Below are 16,750 nucleotides of genomic sequence, written 5' to 3'. Positions count from 1 at the left end.
GGTGTGACTGCTTATTCCTCGCTCAAGCGGTCACCGCTCGTCGTCGCCTCCCCGAGCGTCGGCCCCGACGTCAGCTCCGGCGGCTCGGGCGCGGTAGCGGCGCGCGAGCACGAGGCCGGCGGCGACGAGAGCCGCGGCCAGGAGGACGCCCAGCGTGGGGGCGACACCGCTCTGGGCGAGGTCGCCGGGGCCGCCGCCGCCCGGTGTCGCACCCGGAGCCGGCGATGCGGAGCCCGCGTTGTCGGATGGGACGCCCGGTGTCGGCGCCGCCGTCGGAGCCGGGGTCGGGGTGGCCGACGGGTCGTCAGCCGCGACGACGACCGCCGACGCGCGTGCGCTCTCGAGGTACGGGTCCTTGCCGGCCGCGTGCGCGAACACCCAGACCGTGAGGGTCGTGCCGAGTTCGTCGTCGGTGGGCGTGAAGGTGGAGCCCGTCGCATCCTCGATCAGGGTGTCATCGGCGTACCAGCGATATTCGACGGGGTCGCCGGCCGGATCGAAGGTCGGCAGCGTCACATCGACGGCCGAGCCGACGCGCGGGGCCTCGGCGATCGCGAGCGTTCCGGTGGCCGCGACCGCTCCGTCCGCGACCGCGGGGATGGCATGCGCCCCGTAGTCGACGGTCTCCCCCGCCTCGATGGATGCACCGAGCGCGACGGGTGCGGGCGCACCGCCCGCCGAGCCGACGTAGGCGACGTAGTTGCCGACGGGCACGCGGGGAATCGTCACGAGACCCTCTTCGTCGGCAAAGGTCTTAGCGGTCGAGACGACCGCGCCGTCCAGGGTCTTGCCGCGCAGCTCGGCGGCCGCATCGTCGAGGTCGATGAGCGGTGTGCCATCGGCAGCCGTGACGGTCAGTTCGAGGGCACCGCCGAGCAGGCTCAGGTCGACGTCGGCGAAGGGCGTCGCGGATGCCGCTGCCCCCGTCACCGCGAACTGCGGCTCGTCGTCGCTGTAGTCGTCGTCGCCCGCCAGTGATTCGCCCAGTGCGAAGCGTGCCGACGAGAATTCGGTGCCGTAGTCGAGGGTGTATTCGCCATCCGGAAGGAACTCGAGGGTCCACGAACCATCTCCGGCCGTGTCGGTCTCCTGCTCGAAGACGTAGTCGTCGGCTGCCGCATCCCAGCGGTAGGCCGAGACGACGACCTCCGAGACGGGGCGGTCGAGTTCGGTGACGACACCCGAGATGGATGCTTCGGCGGGCGCGGCCACTGCGGCGCTCACTCCGAGACCCACCGCGGCGAGAGAGAAGACGCTCGCTGCGCCGAAGACACGGACCACGCTCGCGCGCCGCTGACCGCGCAGAGAATTCGACTCCCCGTTCCGCCTACCGGACATCTCTGACATTTCTCCCCTTCGCATCGCGGCACTCGCGCTTTTCGCGTCACTCGCGCTCATCACGCTCTGAATTCCCACATTCCGGCCGGGCATCAGATGACCCGCGCAATGCCGTACGGGCGCACCTGCACCGGACCGAGCAGCCCATAGGCCTGCGAGCCCACCGATGAATACACCGTCGGGTTCACGACGCGCAGCCGGTTGATCAGAGTCGAGGCCACCTCGACGCGCACGGTGTTGCGACCCGGTCGCGCATAGGCGCTGATGTCGAGGCGAGTGTCGAGGATGTCTCGCTCGGCGACGAGTTCGCTGTTCACCCACACCTTGAAGGTGTCGATGACCTGCCCCAGATCGAGGTGGATGCCGACGCGGCCGATCTTCCACGACGCGGGGTCGAGCGTGAGGGTGGTCTTATAGACGCCGATGCCCGAAGCATCCACGACCCCCGGGATCTTGTTCCAGGGTTGCAGGCTGTCGAGCGCGATCGTGTGCATGACGTGCTTCGTCTCGATGCGCGCGGGGTCGACGGGCTGCCAATCGTCGAGCTCGAGCTGCCAGGACGGCAGGTCGATGGCCGCGGGCAGATCCTTCACGGTCACGGTCTTGGTGCGGCCGTCGGACAGCGTGGCCTGATAGGTGCCGGCCGCCTCGGCGACCACTTCGGCGGCACCGGCACCGGCACCCGCGCCCGCGCCCACCGCGAAGCGCGCACCCGTCGCGGTCGTCTCGACGACGTGCACGAGAGGCGCCGTCACCCCCGCGTACGAGCGACCCGCCAGCACGATGATGGTCGACTGAGCCGGGGCCAGCCGCACCCGAACGCGCACCCGCGAACCCTCGCGCCGGTAATGCGCGACGGGCGTGATGCGCCCGGTCCAGGCATCCAACTCATAGGGGATGCTGTCGCCCGACTCGGCCGTCAACCACACGTCCTGATCGATGAGGACGAGCTTGTCCTTCGGCGGATTGTGACGCGTATTGGTGAGGAAGTAATAGTCGACCTTCCCGTCCACGCGGCGGATGTGTTTGAGCATCGACGAGGAGTGCTCGACATCCCGCCCGATGCCGAGCGCGGCCAGGGCGATCGGGATGTCGTCGTTGCCGAGCGCGGTCGTCGACGTGGGCAGCGCCTTCACCTGCGCCAGAAGCGAGGCCACCTGCTGGTTTGCGGATGCGTCGCGCAGCCCGGTCGCCTCGGGGTTCGTCCAGTCTCCGAAGAAGATGACCGGCAGGCCGGCTTTCGCGTGCGCCAGCAGCTTGGTGGCCGCCGCCACCGACATGGTCGCCTCATTGCCGCGGAACCGGTCGATGTCGAGGATGACGACGCGATAATTGCCGCCCTCTGGCGCGAACCGGCCGTTCTTCATGACGGCACCCGGAGCGTCGAGCGACGAGTTCGCCAGGAATCCGTGCGTCCACCCGATGGGGATGCCCGAGGCCGTCGCCCAGGGCGCGCCGATGCCGGTTTGTGCCCACCCCTTCTGGCGCAGGAACAGGATGTCGTAACGCGGGCGCCCGGTCTGCAGCACCTGCTGCGTGCGCGCGACGAAGGCCGAGACATCCCGAGCGTGGGTCCAGTTCGGCGTGCGCGGACCCCACGCCTCCGAATAGCCGACGGCGTTGTTGTAGTACGGGCTGAAGGCCGCGAACCCCGGCCAACCGAGGCCCGGCGCCGTGGCGTAGGGGAAGCCGTGCAGCACGGTCTGGTTGACGCCGCCCGCGAAGGTCTCGTTGAGCGTGTTGAGCACCTGGGTCCAGGTGGTGTTGTAGGCCTTGCCCAGGAACGCGGCCGCCTCGCACGACAGGATGGTGTGGCCCGCGAGGTCGCGCCCCGACGCCAGCACGCGGTAGTCGTCGAGATTCTTTGCGCCCAACGACTCGGTTTCGGGGATGTCGACGATGCCGGCTTGCTGAATCGAGTCCTGCTCGAGACCGTAGGCCTGCACGCGGTAGGTGAGGCCCAGTCGATGCGCCCAGTCGCGCAGCGGAACGAGGTGGTTCTCGGTGTAGAGGTCGCTCAGAACCTGGTTGTAGTCGTCCCGCACCCGCATGTTCTTCACATCGTCGAAGTCGTAGAGGTACTTCTCCTTCTGCTCGATGATGACGGGCAGGTAGGGCAGCAGGTCGTAGCCCATGCGCTTCTGGAACTCCTCGACGAGGTTGCGCGTCCAGATCGTCGAATGCGTTTCGATCTCGAGCGAGTCCTCGAAGAAGCTGCCGCCGGCGCGCGTGAGCAGATCCTTCACGCGCGGGGTGACGATGTTGGCCTCCCAGTAGTCGATCACCGCCTGGGCGCCGGCCTGGCTGAAGTGGTCGACGACATAGGCGGTCGGCGACGTGTGCGGGCCACCCTCGGCCTCCTGCCCCGAACCGCGCCGCCAATAGGCGAGCAGAACCCACAGTTCGCCGGATGCCCCCGACGGCGCCGTCCAGTCGAGCGACCCGTTCGTGACCTTGTTCGTGAGGTCGACGAGCGAGGATCGTTGCAGAACGATCTGTCCACGCGTCGGCTTCGTGAGAATCTTTGCGGCGTGCACCTTCAGAAGAATCTTCTCGGTCACACCGGCGGATGCCGCCACCACGGGCTCGGGCAGTGCGGCGTTGAAGCGTCCGCCCGCCGGCACCTCCGCCAGACCGTGCGCCACCTCGGTGAGCGCTTCGACGGACTGCGGCGTGATGTTCGGCAGGGCCGCGGGCCACGACGGCCCGAGCGTCACGTCGAGCGTGATGCCGCGCTTCTCGGCCGCCACCAGCGCGGCCTCGACGGCGGCCAACCAACGGGGGCTCCCCCATCCGAAATTCTTCACGTCGAGCAGGTTCTTGGGCACGCTGTGGTGCACATCGGCGATCTCGAGCCCGCCGAAACCCGCGTCGGCGACCTGGTTCACCTCGCGCACGATCTCGTCGATCTCGACCTCGCCGTTGGGCCACCACCAGCGGAATTTCGGCGCGACGCTCGCGGGCGGCGCAGCGAACGAGGCAGCGTTCGGCGCGGCGGCCGCAGAGACCACGGGGGCTCCGAAAGCCTGGGCGGCGGCACCGCGCGCGGCGGTCGCGGCAAGCGCGGCCCCCATCGAGGCGGCGGCCGTGTAGCCGATCAATTGGCGGCGGGTGAGGTGGGGTGCGCGAGACGGAGTCATCGTGGCCTTCCGGACAGAACGCGCGCACCTTCGCACCGCGTTGTGCAAACCTGTGAATCGTTTCAGTAAGAAACTTCCCTGACCATATCCCGGCCCCCGAGCAGGGGTCAAGCGTTTGTTCACAAACGCAGGCCGCATTACATTCGACCCATGAAGCCTCGCGCGATAACCGTCGGTGTGCCCGTTCGCGATCTCGACGCAGCCATCCGGTGGTACCAGGCCGCCTTCGACCTGGGCGAGCCCGACCAGCGCCCGATGGACGACCTGGCCGAATTCGACCTCGGGCCTTTCTGGCTGCAGCTGGCGCATGCGCCCGAACTCGCCGGCCGCGAGGGAATCTCGGTCAACCTCAGCGTCGAGAACGCAACGGAACAGCGCGAGGCCTTCGCAGCGCGAGGTCTCGAGGTCAGCGCTCTGCAGCGCTTCGAGGGCGTGGTCGAATTCTTCGAGCTCACCGACCTCGACGGGAACAAGATCGGTTTTGTCACCGAACTCGCCTGAACCGGCGCACCAAACCCTCAGCGCGCAAGGGTCTAGCCGCCGCCGGATGTCGCCGCCTAGCGTTGTCGCATGGCAGCTCTCGTCTCTACCGTTGTCGGCCGTGTTCTCGAGGCCGGGATCGCGGTTCTGCGCAGCGTGCGCGGCTCGCGGCCCATGCATCCGCACGGCGTGACCGTGACCGGAACCCTCACCCCCCGCGCGGGCCGCACCCCCTCAGGGCTGGCGTGGCTCGACGAACTCGAGGATGCTCGGCCCGTCGCCATCACCGGCCGCATCTCGCGTGGCGTCGGCCTCCCCGCGGTGTTCCCCGACATCCAGGGGCTGGCGCTGCGGGTTCCGACGCCGAGCGCCGGACTCGTCGACATCCTCACCTCGTCGTCGGGTCTCGGCGTGCCCGGGCGGTTCGGGCTCACCCTGCGCCGCAGCATCGCCGGCGCGCGCCTGTCCACGATCATGCCCTACCGCGGCGCCGACGGCCCGGTGTTGCTCATGCTGATCGCGGATGCCGAACCACGCCTCCCCGGCGACCTCGACGCCCTCGCGCACACCCTCACGAGCACGCCTCTGAGACTGCGCCTGCTGCACGCGAGCCCGCGCGGACGGTGGCGTCTCGTCGGCCAGGTAGAACTGCGCCACGACCCGGCGGCCGCGGTCGACAGCGACACCCGCTACGACGCCGTGCTCTCGGCCCCTGCTGGAAACACCTACGCGTGGACGCGCCGCGTGCGCGAGCCCGGCTACCGCCTGTCGCGCGCGGGCCGCCGGGTCGTCTCTGCCGATGATCGCTGAGCGCTGAGCGCTGAGACAGCCGATATGAGGTCGATCGCCTCGGCATCGATCGACGCAGCACCGGTCAGCGCGCAGACGAGCGGGTGACGCCGGACGACGCCACCCCGAGGAGCGTCTCGTTGACTAGCGCCCCGCCGAACCCGTGCGCGTGATGACGGCGCGCAGCGTCTCCATAGGAGCTTTCGGTGTGCGGTCGTCGGCCAGCAGGCCGTTGGTCTCTTGCAGCGTGTCGACGAGCTGCGTGTAGCAGAACCCGGCCACGAACGAGCTGGCGGCGACGGCGCCCACGACGGCCTCGAGGCGGTCGACGAAGTCCTCAGAGCTGGTCGCCCTCGAATAGCCCCATGCGTCGTCGGGCACGGCCTTCGAGGCGTACGAAATGCCGCCGAATTCGGTGACCATGACGGGCCGGTCGCCCACCTCTTGCCCATCGAGCAGCATGCGTCGGCCAGCCGGGCCGAAGCCGCCGAGCACGGCGTTGCAGGCATCCTGATCGAGGTAGCGGGCACGCAGCACCTCGCCCGACCATTCGTAGTCGTGGATGCTGAGGATGTCGGAGTCCACGTGCTCCCACCCGTCGTTCGACACGACGGGCCGAGAGGGGTCGAGCGCACGCGTCAGCGAGACGAGCGAGCGGGCGTAGGCCTGCATGCGCTCGTCGTGCGCGATGTGCTGCACGCCCCAGCTCTCGTTGAGCGGAACCCACGTGACGATGCACGGGTGCGAGAGGTCGCGCTCGATGACCGCGGTCCACTCGGCGCTCATACGGGCGACGGCGCGCGGGCTGAACTCGAAGGTGCCGGGCGTTTCGGCCCAGACCAGCAGACCGAGCGCGTCGGCCCAGTAGAGGAAGCGTGGGTCTTCGAACTTCTGGTGCACGCGCGTGGCGTTGAAACCGAGCTCTTTGATGAGCTCGGCCTCGCGTTTGAGGGCCGCGGGGCTCGGGGCGGCGAGGTGCGACTCGGGCCAGTAGCCCTGGTTTAACACGCTGCGCACGTAGTAGGGCCGATCGTTGAGCAGGAAGTGCCCGCCCGCGACAGCCGCCGACCGCAGGCCGAGGTAGGAGTACACCTCGTCGACCACGACATCTGCGGCGCGCACCGTGACGCGCACATCGAGCAGGCGCGGATGTTCGGGCGACCACAGCAATTCTTCATAGGCCTGCCCGTTCGTCTGCACGGGCAGCGCCACGACAAGCGCAGTCGTAACGTCGAGCGCGCGCACGGTCTGGGAGGCGAGCTGCTCACCTTCGAACGAAACGACCACGTCGAGGCGCACGTCGGCATCGGCCGCGGGTCGCCGGTTCAGGTCGAGCCGCAGCGCGATCGTGCCGCCCGGAACATCGGGCGTGGCGTGCACGAGCGTGACGAAGACATCCGACGTCGACTCGAGCCAGACGGGCTGCCAGATGCCCGAGGTGCGGTGGTACCAGATCGAGTGCGGCTCGAGCCGCCAATCCTGTTTGCCACGCGGCTGCGACACGTCGAAGGGGTCGTCCTCGACCCGCACCACGAGCGTGTGCGAGGCACGCTCGGCACCGGCACCGGCACCGACGACGTCGGTCACGTCGAACGAGAAGGGCGTGTGCCCACCCTCGTGCGCCCCGAGGTGCACACCGTCGAGCCACACCTGCGCGCGGTAGTCGACGGCGCCGAAGTGCACGTGCAGTCGGCGGCCCGTGCCGAAACCGGCGGCCGCGAAGTCATCGGCGGTCAGCTCGCGGGAGTACCAGACCACGGGATGAAAACCCGTGTCATGGATGCCGGAGGCCTCGGATTCGAACGGGAACGGCACCTGGATACGGCGATCGAAATCGGGCGAGGCGAACCAGCGGGCCGCCATCCCCTCGTCGGCATCGTCGAAGGCGAACGACCACGTGCCGGTGAGATCGGCCCAATCGGGGCGCACCAGTTGCGGTCGGGGGTAGGTGCCGTCTTGGCGGCTGGCTCGAAGGGCCTCGTCATCGAGGCGCGCGGGGCTACTGCTCATGCACACATCATGCACGCAATTTACTGCGCTGTAAACTCTGCAATCGCGACACCGGCGTGTCGCCGCGAGCCCGGGGCGCTCTCGCGCAGAGCCAGCTCGAAATCGACCAAACGGTGCCGGCCGATGCCGTCATATCCTTCGATGCGTTCGGCCAACATCTCGAGCGCCACGCGCGCCAATTCGTGCGTATTCGGCGACACCGACGACAGGCTCGGGAACGTCGTGGCGTCGAAGGCGATGTTGTCCCACCCGATCACGGCCACGTCATCCGGAATCGAGATCCCCCGCTCGTGCAGGGCCCGCAGAGCGCCGATGGCGGCGAGATCGTCGCGGCACATGAGCGCATCGAAGCGGATGCCGCGATCGATCGCCGCACCGACGGCCCGGGCCGCCTCATCCGAAGCGATGGCCCCCGTGGGGATCAACAGATCGTGTTCGACGGGCAGACCGCGGCTCTCGAGCCCCTGCTGGTAGCCGACGATGCGCTGCCTCGACGTCCACGACATGCTCGCATCCTCGTGCCCGACGAACGCGATGCGCGTGCGCCCGAGATCCGCGAGATGCTCGGTCGCCACGGTCGCCGCCGCGACATTGTCGATCATGACGCGGTCGACACTGAGCGGCGCCGGCCCTTCGCCTAGCAACACCATGGGCAGGTCGCCGTGCCGCTCGGCGATCTCGCGCGAGGACATCTGCGAAGGCTGCAGCAGCATGCCGTCGACCAGGCCGGCCTCGCTCGCCGACAAGACCGCCCGCTCGCCCTCGATGGTGCCCTCGGTCTCTTCGAGCAGCACGCGGTAGCCCGTCCCCGTCGCCGCAGCAGCCTTCGAGACGACATTGGCGAGCTCGGAGAAGTAGGGCAGCCGCACATCCGCGAAGGCCAGCGCGATCAGTCCGGTGCGCCCCGTCGCCAGGCGGCGTCCGATGGCGTTGGGCCGATAGCCGAGCTCATCGATGGCGCGCTGCACGCGCTCGCGCATGGGTGCCGACACGTTGGGGTGGGCGTGCACGACGTTCGAGACGGTCTTCATCGACACCCCGGCGTGCTCGGCCACGTCCTGTAAGCGAACTCCCGCCATGGTTCCTCCGATGTCGCGTGTGGTGTCTCGCGTGTGCTGCCGGTGCCACGACGGCGGATGACCGCACCCGCGTCGCTCGCCCCGAACTCTAGACCCGGAGCATCCCGTGCCGCCAGATTACCGCGCTGGAGAAATGTCTAGATCTTGACGGCCGACTTCTAGCGCTGTAAATTCACCTTCGACGCCCGATCATTCTTGAGGGGCGCCACCCTGTGCACCGCCCACTGGGCGTAAAACTCAAAGGAGAGTACTCATGAAGAAGGGAACCGCCCGCAGAGCACTTGCGGCGACACTGGCGCTCGGCGTCGGCCTGGCCCTGACGGCCTGCGGGTCATCGGGCAGCACCGGCGGAGGCGCCTCCGTCTCCGGCGAGGACTACGACGGCCCCAAAGTCTCGATCAGCTTCTGGAACGGCTGGACCGGTGGCGCAGCCCCCGTTCTCGTGCCGAAGCTCATCGAGAAGTTCAACAGCGAGCACGACAACATCGAGGTCAAGAACGTCCCCATGGAATGGGCCGACGTCAACAAGAAGCTCCCCCTCGCGGTCAAGGCCGGCAAGGGTCCGGATGTCGCGGTGGCCCACGGCGACGACGTGGCGACCTACGCGGCGCAGGGTTTGCTCCTGAAGGCCGACGACATCGTCAAGGCGCTCGGCTACTCGGCCGACGACTTCCCCGAAGGCCTCATGGACGCGGGCGCCTACTCGGGCAACCAGTACGGCATCCCGTGGAGCGTCACGCCCCTCGGCCTCTACGTCAACAACGACGTGCTGAAGGCCGCGGGCATCGACCCGGCCACCGTCCCCTCCGACAAGGACGCCTACATGAAGGCCCTCGAAGCCCTCAAGGCGGCCGGCGTGCAGGGCGAATGGGTCGACGGCTACGTCTTCACGGGCACGTTCGAGTTCCAGTCGCTGCTCTGGCAGTTCGGCGGCGACCTCTACAACGAGGATGTCTCGAAGGCCACGTTCAACTCCGACGCGGGCGTCCAGGCGCTCACGCACATGACCGACCTCATCAAGGATGGCTACAGCCCCGCCAACGTGGCGCAGGACGGCAACATCAAGGGCCTCCTGGCCGGCAAGACGGCGTACAACTGGAACGGCGTCTGGCAGACCACCAACGAGGGCTTCAACTCGATCGACTGGACGGTCGCTCCCGTTCCGCAGATCGGCACCGAGAAGGCCGTCTGGTCGAGCTCGACGCACTGGATGTTCCTGAACAACAAGGGCCAGGACAAGAACAAGACGGCCGCGGCCGCCACGTTCGTCAAGTGGATGAACGCCAACTCGGCCGGTTGGGCCGAGACCGGTGAGCTCCCCGCCGCCAACGAGGTGCGCAACGACCCGGCCCTCGTCGAGAAGTACCCCAACCTGAAGCCGTTCCTCGACCAGCTCCCCTACGCGCACTACGAGACGAGCGCCCCCGGCATCACCGCCGCGAACGCTTTCATCACGACGGCGCTGAACGAAGCGGTCACCGGCAAGAAGGACCCGAAGCAGGCCCTGGACGACGCGGCCGCCAAGGCCGACGAGGTCCTCAAGCAGAACAAGACCAAGTACGGTGACTAATTCCAGCACGATGGCCGGTCCCAACCCGGCCGCGCCCGCTGTGGCGGTGCCCCCGGCTCGCCGACGTTCACGCGTCGGCAAGTCGGGGGCACCCCGCCGCACCGGCACCGCCTACCTGTTCCTCGCGCCCTTCCTGATCCTGTTCGGCATCTTCGTGATCGCGCCGGCCATCTTCGGCCTCGTGATCAGCGTCACCGACTGGAGCCCCTATAAGGCCGAGCAGGCCTTCATCGGCTTGCAGAACTACATCGACCTCTTCACCCCCGGGTCGATCACCTTCGGCGACTTCTGGCAGAGCATGGGTGCCACCGGCATCTTCACGCTGCTGAGCGTGCCCGTCATGCTCGTCATCCCGCTGCTGCTCGCCGTGCTGCTCAACAACAAGATCAAGGGTGGAACGGCGTTCCGCGCCATCTTCTTCGCGCCCTACGTGCTGGGCGTCGCCGTCATCGGCGTCGTGTGGCGCTATGTGCTCGACACGCAGTCCGGCATCCTGAATTACCTGCTCGGGCTCGTCGGTCTCCCCTCCGACCTGCCGTGGACGGTCGACGTTCCGTGGGCCTGGGTCTCGCTCGTGGGCGTGACCGTGTGGTGGACGCTGGGCTTCAACGCCGTCATCCTGCTCGCGGGCCTCAAGGGCATCAGCGCCGACCTCTATGAGGCGGCCTCGCTCGACGGCGCGGGCGCGATTCGCAAGTTCTTCAGCGTGACCCTGCCCGGGCTGCGACCCGTGATGCTGTTCGTGACGACCACCACCATCCTGGCGTCGGCGAACATGTTCGGCCAGTCGTTCATCCTCACCAAGGGCGGGCCAGGCAACGCCACGCGCACGGTCATCATGTACATCTCCGACCAGGGTCTCGCGCAGAGCAACATGGGCGCGGCCTCGGCCATGAGCTACATCCTGTTCGCCGTGCTCGCCATCATCAGCGTCATCAACTTCCGTCTACAGCGCGAACGCGCGGAGTAAGGACAAGGATGTCTACCTCAACCCCCACCCGCCCCCGCGGCGGCGACGACGGCGTCGAGGGTGCCGGCAGCGCCAACGGTAACGGCGGCGGCCCCGGCAACGGCGGCGCGAGCAGCGGTTCGGGCGGCGGCTCGGGCAGCGGGCGCGGCCGGGCGAACGCCTCGGCAACCGTGGCCCCGAAACGCCGCTTCCGCCCGCGCACGGTGCGCCAAGCCATCCTCTATGTGCTGCTCGTGGTCGTGTCGCTCATCATTGTGCTGCCGTTGCTGTGGGTGCTCATCACGTCGTTCAAGACCGACGGCGATGTCATCACCAACCCCTACGGCTTCATCCCGAACCCCTTCTCGACCGAGGCCTATGCCACGCTGTCGTCGGGGCAGCAGCCGATTTTCCGCTGGCTGCTGAACAGCTTCCTGGCGGCCACGCTGCAGACCATCCTCATCCTCGTGACCGCGTCGGCGGCGGCCTATGCGCTGGCCCGGCTCGAGTTCCGCGGCAAAAGAATCGTCTTCGGCCTCATCATCGCGACGCTGCTCGTGCCGCCGGTCATCTTCCTCATCCCCAACTACCTGATCGTGCAGAACCTCGGATGGCTCGACACCATCTGGGCCATCTCGATCCCGGGTGCCGCGAGCGCCTTCGGCGTGTTCTTCCTGCGGCAGTTCTTCATCGGGCTGCCCATGGAGATCGAGGAGGCGGCCCGCATCGACGGTGCCGGCGACCTGCGCATCTTCCTGCAGATCATCGTTCCGCTGTCGCGCCCGGCGCTCGCCACCCTCGCGGTGCTGAGCTTCCTGGCCAACTGGAACGACTTCCTGTGGCCGATCTACGTGCTCCTCAGCCCCGAGAACCTCACGCTGCAGCCGGGTCTGTCCCAGCTGCAGGGCGCCTACTCGACGCACTTCTCGATCGTCATGGCCGGTGCCGTGATCGCGTCGGTTCCCGTGCTCATCCTGTTCGCGCTCGCTCAGCGCCAGATCGTCGACAGCGTCGCGTCCTCGGGTGTGAAGGGCTGATGCGGGTGCGGATGCCGGGGGCCCTGGCCGCTCTCGCCGCGGGGGTTCTCGTCCTGACCGCGTGCTCGGGCAGCGGCTCGGGCGACGCGGGCGGTGCCGACAGCGCGGCTCCGGCATCCGCAACGCCCGCCTTCGCGATCGACCAGGACTTTCCCGACCCCGACGTGTTGCGCGTCGGCGACACCTATTACGCCTACGCGACCAACAACCCGGCAGCGAACCTGCAATACGCCACCTCTACCGATCTCGAGACGTGGCAGCCGGCCGGTGAGGATGCCTTCCCCGATCTGCCCGCCTGGGCCGACGAGGGCCGCACGTGGGCCCCCGATGTGACCGAGCTGGCCGACGGGCGTTTCGCGCTCTACTTCACGGCGCAGGATGCCGATTCGGACCAGCAGTGCATCGGTGCGGCCACGGCCGATGCGCCGACCGGACCGTTCGTGGGCGCGAGCGACACCCCGCTCATCTGCCCGCTCGACGAGGGCGGTGCCATCGACGCGTCGAGCTTCACCGACACGGACGGCGCGCGTTACCTCGTGTGGAAGAACGACGGCAACTGCTGCGGGCTCGACACCTGGTTGCAGCTGTCGCCCCTCGGCGCGGATGGCGTCACGCTCCCCGGTGAGCCGACCCGCCTGTTGCAGCAGACCGAGGCGTGGGAGGGCTCGCTCATCGAGGCGCCCGTGATCGTGAAACACGACGACGCCTACGTGCTCTTCTACTCGGCGAACGACTACGGCGGCGAGGCCTATGCCACGGGTTATGCCACCGCCACGGCGCTGGCCGGCCCCTACACGAAAGCCGACGGCCCGCTGCTCACCACCGAGATCACCGGCGACGCCTATGTGGGCCCTGGCGGGCAGGATGTCGTGGCGGGCCCCGACGGCGAAGACCGCATCTTCTTCCACTCGTGGGACCCGGCCATCGTCTACCGCGGCATGAACGTGCTGCCCCTCTCCTGGGACGGCTCGACGCCCGTCGTCGACCTGCCGTAGCCCCCGCACCTCACCCTCAGACACCCCGCTCGACCAACCCTCAACGTGGAGGAAACATGAGAAAACTCTCGCTTGCCGCCGGCTTCACCGCCGCGGCCCTGCTGCTCGGGGTGGCGCCAGCCGCCGCCGCAGGTGCCGGATCCACCCAACCGGCAACGACCGGCGCGACGACGACATCGGCGGCAACCACCGTGGCCCCAGCATCCGCCATCGCCGCGTCAGGTGCCCGCGCCGCCGTGGCCGCCGACACGTTCACGAACCCGCTCACGCTGACGCTCGCGGACGGTCGGCCCGCCGAACAGTGCGCCGACCCCGACGTGATCCGCTCGGCCGACCCAGCCGACGCCGCCTGGTACCTCTTTTGCACGCGCGACGCCCTCGACTCCGAGGAGAAGAACCCCGACGGCAGCCTGCGTTTCTACAGCATCCCGACCTATCGGTCGACCGACCTCGTGACGTGGACGTTCGTCACCGAGGCGCTGCCCGAGAAGCCCGCCTGGATCAACGACGGCGACATGTGGGCGCCGGACGTCGTCTTCCTGAACGGCAAGTACAACCTCTACTACACGGCCACCAAGACGGTCGGCCCCGACACCAACGGCGACGGCGTTCCGGATGACGGGGGCGCGGCCATCGGCGTCGCCACCTCTGACAGCCCCGCCGGGCCCTGGACCGACTCGGGCGGACCCGTCGTCGCACCCGCCGCCCCTCCCGGCGGCAACCCCAACGACCGCCGCTGGACCTTCGATCCCGAGGTCATCACGGCCGACGGCCAGAACTACATCTACTACGGCAGCTACTTCGGCGGCCTCTCGGTGCGCGAGCTGAGCGCCGACGGCCTCACGACCGACCCCGCCACGCAGGTGCAGATCTCGATCTCGAACCGCTACGAGGGCACCAACGTCGTCGAACACGACGGCTACTACTACCTGCTCGGCTCGGCCACCAACTGCTGCGCCGGGCCCCTCACGGGCTACGGCGTGTTCGTCGGCCGCTCGACCAGCCCCACCGGGCCCTTCGTCGACAAGACGGGCACGTCGCTCCTCGCCGGCCGCGTGGGCGGCACCCCGCTGCTGCACCAGAACGGCAACCGCTGGATCGGCACGGGCCACAACACCATGGCGACCGACCTCGCGGGCACCTCGTGGATCGTCTACCACGCCGTCGACCGCAACGACCCCTACATGGTCGAGGGCGAGACCTACACGAAGCGACCCGTGCTCATGGACCGCATCGACTGGGTGGATGGCTGGCCCACCGTGCGCGGCGGCGCCGGGCCGAGCGACACCCCGCAGCCCGCACCCGTGACGGTTGCCGGGCAGGCCGCGGCTCCCGCATCCGCCCCCGTCGTGCAGCCGCAACCCGGCGAGACGATCGCCGCGCTGTCGGATGACTTCGACGGCGACGCGCTCGGTGCTCAGTGGTCGTGGATCCGCCAACCGGATGCCTCGAGCTTCGGTGTCGCCGACGGCTCGTTCAGCTTCGACACGCAGGCGGGCGACCTCGGCCCCGAGGCCAACGCCGCCGGTCTCGTCACCGAGGCCGCGCCCGAGGGCGACTACGTGGTCGAGACGCGCGTGTCGGTGAACGTGCCGGCCGAGGGCTGCTGCCAGAACTACGTGCAGGGCGGCATCGTGCTCTACACCGACGACGGCAACTTCATCAAGCACGCGGTGTCGTCGATCTGGGAGACCCGCCAGACCGAGTTCGCCAAGCGTCAGAGCCCCGTTCCGGCCGGCTACCCGGTCTACGGCAACGGCGTCGGCGGGCCCGTCGGCGACGAAACCTACCTGCGCATCGTGCGCCAGCACAGCGCGACCGAGAACCTCTACACGGGGTACACGAGCCTCGACGGCCAAACCTGGGATGAATCGGGCACCTGGACGACGCCACTCGGCGTGACGCCGCGCATCGGCCTCGTCTCGATGGCGGGCGCCGGCTTCACGACCACGTTCGACTACGTGCGCGTGTCGGGCCTGGCTGCTGCACCGGTCGAGCCGACCGAACCGCCTGTCGACCCGACCACTCCCCCGGTGCCGCCGGTCACGCCGACCCCCTCGGCCACGGCCGTTCCGATCGTGCCGGGCGCGACCTCGTCGGCCGCTCCCGCGGGTGACCCGGATGCCATCCGCCGCGGTTCTCTGTCGCAGACGGGTGCCGACGGCTCGACGCTCGGTCTCGTCGCGGGCATCGCCGCCTTGCTGGTGGTGGCGGGTCTCGTGCTCGTCCTCCTGCGCCGCCGCGCCGCCAAGCGCAGCACCGACCGCGGCTAGCCCGCCGCACCGCTGAGGGGCCGGGACGACACATTCGTTCAGGCCCCTCGACGTCTACGCGTGACGTGGGACGCGCATCGCCCAGCTATATCGCACTCGGCCCCACTCGGTCAGGGCACGATCATGACGGGGACGTTCGCGTTGAGGAGCACCTCGTGCAGCGTGCCCCCGATACCGGGTGCGGGCGTGCGGCGCGAACGCCCCACGATCAGCAGCGAGCGGTCGCGTGCCAGGTTGAGCACCGCTTCGGCCGGCCGCCGATGGGCGAGGTGACGGCTGATCTCGAGCCCCGCGTCGACATCGTGCGCCGCCTCGAAAGCTGCACGGAGCGCTTCGTCCCCCCGCTGCCGTTGTGCAGGGGCAGCATCGGGCGCTACCGCAAGCACCAGGCTCAGGGTGTGCCCACGCGACGCGGCCTCCCGGGCGCCCAGGCGCGCAAGCGCGATCGACGCATCCGTGCCATCCACGGCCACGACGACACCCGCCCGAAACCGCAGGTCTGCCGACGGCACGACGACGATCGGGCCGGTCGCGGCTGCGGCCAGTTGAATGCTGCGCACCCCGAATAGCCGACCGTGCGCATAGCCGGTCTTATCCGATCCGACGACGACGATGTCACCCGGCCGAGCTGAGTCGGCGAGGCCCGTGGCCACGAGCCCGTCGACGAGCTGCGTCGTGACCCCGAGGCCGAGGTGCTCGCCCACGACCCGCGCCGCGGCATCGGACAGGATTTGGGCATGCGCACGAGTGGCCTCCTCCGCGTAGGCGGCCCCCATGACACCCGCATCGCCATCGACGACCCCGACGAGATGAACGGCGAGCTCGTGCGCCACGACGTCCTCACGGCCGGCCCGCTCGACCCTCTCGACGGCCCAACCGAGCGCGGTGTCGGCCGCCGACGACCCGTCGTAGCCGACGATGCACCGGAACACCGGGGCGTCCGATATGCGCGGCTCGTCGGCCCTCAGGAGCCCGGTCGTCTGTGCCGTCGTGTTGCCCACGGTTATCCCCGTTCATCTGTCTGCGATAGATTTCCAGTGTCGTGCGGCTCACCCGCGCGCTGTAGGGCCAGAGGTCCCATCAGCTCGAA

Annotated in this window: 12 protein-coding genes; 7 read left to right on the top strand and 5 right to left on the bottom strand. The window is 68.8% G+C overall.

The window, feature by feature from the left end:
- Window positions 1–30: 30 nt before the first annotated feature.
- Both ALI44B_RS12525 and ALI44B_RS12520 read right to left on the bottom strand, forming a co-directional pair.
- Window positions 31–1,224, bottom strand: coding sequence for a hypothetical protein (locus ALI44B_RS12525; RefSeq protein ID WP_143459247.1), 1,194 nt, complete (start codon window positions 1,222–1,224; stop codon window positions 31–33).
- A 206-nt stretch (window positions 1,225–1,430) separates the two neighbouring features.
- Complete coding sequence (locus tag ALI44B_RS12520; RefSeq protein ID WP_077054956.1) at window positions 1,431–4,478, bottom strand: glycosyl hydrolase; 3,048 nt, start codon at window positions 4,476–4,478, stop codon at window positions 1,431–1,433.
- 150 nt (window positions 4,479–4,628) lie between these two features.
- On the opposite strand from ALI44B_RS12520, the gene ALI44B_RS12515 reads away from it, so the two are divergent.
- Window positions 4,629–4,979: a VOC family protein gene (locus ALI44B_RS12515; RefSeq protein WP_143459245.1), complete on the top strand. Its 351-nt coding sequence runs from the start codon at window positions 4,629–4,631 to the stop codon at window positions 4,977–4,979.
- 69 nt (window positions 4,980–5,048) lie between these two features.
- On the top strand, window positions 5,049–5,768 hold the full coding sequence (locus ALI44B_RS12510; protein WP_077054954.1) for a hypothetical protein: 720 nt from the start codon (window positions 5,049–5,051) through the stop codon (window positions 5,766–5,768).
- A gap of 123 nt (window positions 5,769–5,891) precedes the next feature.
- Here the strand turns inward: ALI44B_RS12510 and ALI44B_RS12505 are convergent, their stop codons facing one another.
- Both ALI44B_RS12505 and ALI44B_RS12500 read right to left on the bottom strand, forming a co-directional pair.
- Window positions 5,892–7,757 carry a glycoside hydrolase family 2 protein gene (locus ALI44B_RS12505; RefSeq protein ID WP_077054953.1) on the bottom strand — a complete coding sequence of 622 codons (1,866 nt, stop codon included), beginning with the start codon at window positions 7,755–7,757 and terminating at the stop codon, window positions 5,892–5,894.
- A 20-nt stretch (window positions 7,758–7,777) separates the two neighbouring features.
- Complete coding sequence (locus ALI44B_RS12500) at window positions 7,778–8,836, bottom strand: LacI family DNA-binding transcriptional regulator (protein ID WP_077054952.1); 1,059 nt, start codon at window positions 8,834–8,836, stop codon at window positions 7,778–7,780.
- A gap of 253 nt (window positions 8,837–9,089) precedes the next feature.
- Between ALI44B_RS12500 and ALI44B_RS12495 the strand changes: the two genes are divergently transcribed.
- The 5 genes from ALI44B_RS12495 to ALI44B_RS12475 are packed head-to-tail and all read left to right on the top strand — an operon-like array spanning window position 9,090 to window position 15,660.
- Complete coding sequence (locus tag ALI44B_RS12495) at window positions 9,090–10,406, top strand: ABC transporter substrate-binding protein (protein ID WP_077054951.1); 1,317 nt, start codon at window positions 9,090–9,092, stop codon at window positions 10,404–10,406.
- Between the two features lie 10 nt (window positions 10,407–10,416).
- Complete coding sequence (locus ALI44B_RS12490) at window positions 10,417–11,376, top strand: carbohydrate ABC transporter permease (protein ID WP_077054950.1); 960 nt, start codon at window positions 10,417–10,419, stop codon at window positions 11,374–11,376.
- An 8-nt stretch (window positions 11,377–11,384) separates the two neighbouring features.
- A complete protein-coding gene (locus tag ALI44B_RS12485) occupies window positions 11,385–12,392 on the top strand; it encodes a carbohydrate ABC transporter permease (RefSeq protein WP_238592198.1) in 1,008 nt (335 codons plus the stop codon).
- An 11-nt stretch (window positions 12,393–12,403) separates the two neighbouring features.
- The gene (locus ALI44B_RS12480) at window positions 12,404–13,387 is read left to right on the top strand and encodes a glycoside hydrolase family 43 protein (protein ID WP_077054949.1); all 984 of its coding nucleotides are present in this window, start codon (window positions 12,404–12,406) and stop codon (window positions 13,385–13,387) included.
- Window positions 13,388–13,443: 56 nt separating this feature from the next.
- Window positions 13,444–15,660, top strand: coding sequence for a glycoside hydrolase family 43 protein (locus ALI44B_RS12475; RefSeq protein WP_077054948.1), 2,217 nt, complete (start codon window positions 13,444–13,446; stop codon window positions 15,658–15,660).
- A 110-nt stretch (window positions 15,661–15,770) separates the two neighbouring features.
- Here the strand turns inward: ALI44B_RS12475 and ALI44B_RS15955 are convergent, their stop codons facing one another.
- Entirely contained in the window at window positions 15,771–16,661 is an 891-nt protein-coding gene (locus tag ALI44B_RS15955; RefSeq protein ID WP_077054947.1) for a universal stress protein, read from the bottom strand.
- Between the last annotated feature and the right edge of the window lie 89 nt (window positions 16,662–16,750).

Source organism: Leifsonia sp. ALI-44-B, assembly GCF_001984125.1.
Taxonomy (GTDB): Bacteria; Actinomycetota; Actinomycetes; order Actinomycetales; family Microbacteriaceae; genus Okibacterium.
Note: the sequence above shows the minus strand (reverse complement) of the source record. Positions and strands in the feature narration are given on the sequence as shown.